Genomic DNA, 789 nt, shown 5'->3' with positions numbered 1-789 from the left:
GCGTTACATCTTTTTTTCTTTGCTTGTCAATTAATTCTTCAGAATTATTTGGCTTGGATGTCTGACAAATCATATCTCTATGATTTATTCTTCTATATGCAGTTTTCAAGGTACTATCAGATAAAATCTATAAGATTTTATCTTTTGCAAGTTGCTTCGCAACTTGTGCTTTACACCACGCTGTGAAGATCAAACTTAAATCAATGCTTCGCAACTTATGGTTTACACTACGCTGTGAAGATCAAACTTGAATCAATACTTCGCAACTTGTGCTGTCCGCTACTTTGTGAAGATCAGTTCTGATGTTCACTTTGTAGCTTTCTGACTGATGTTGGATCAGTCATCCATGATAAGAATGCTTTCTTATCACGCATCGCTGATCCAGCGTTATTTTCTTTTTAATTGGCGGCCACCTACTCTCCCATGCCGTCTCCAGCATAGTACCATCGGCCGCTTAGGTCTTAACCATCGTGTTCGGGATGGGAACGGGTGTTACCCCTAAGCGCATCGCCACCAAATGTTTTGGTATGTCCCTCGTGCCGGTCTTCCCTCTTCATACTCCGCTTCGCTTCGTACTCATGGAGGCAATCCCTCATATACATCTGCTTGTTTGTCTCATCACAAAAGTAAACTTTCATCTGAGCCAAACCTGCATCTGTGCACTCGGTCCTTGATAACCAAATAGTAAAACAACCCTTACTCTCTCTCTTAGAAAGGAGGTGATCCAGCCGCACCTTCCGATACGGCTACCTTGTTACGACTTCACCCCAGTTATCGAGCCTGCCTTCG

At 43.0% G+C, this 789-nt stretch carries 2 rRNA genes; both read right to left on the bottom strand.

Features of this window, described 5'->3' with window-relative positions:
- Window positions 1-400 precede the first annotated feature (400 nt).
- Window positions 401-518 (bottom strand): 5S ribosomal RNA (gene rrf / locus DW981_RS14790).
- Between the two features lie 194 nt (window positions 519-712).
- Window positions 713-789: ribosomal RNA gene (locus tag DW981_RS14785) — 16S ribosomal RNA — on the bottom strand; the annotation flags it as partial.

It is taken from the genome of Clostridium sp. AM49-4BH (assembly GCF_003478335.1).
In the GTDB taxonomy this organism is placed as follows: domain Bacteria; phylum Bacillota; class Clostridia; order Lachnospirales; family Lachnospiraceae; genus Butyribacter.
The sequence above is the reverse complement of the archived record's forward strand: the minus strand, read 5'-3'. Positions and strand labels throughout refer to the sequence as shown.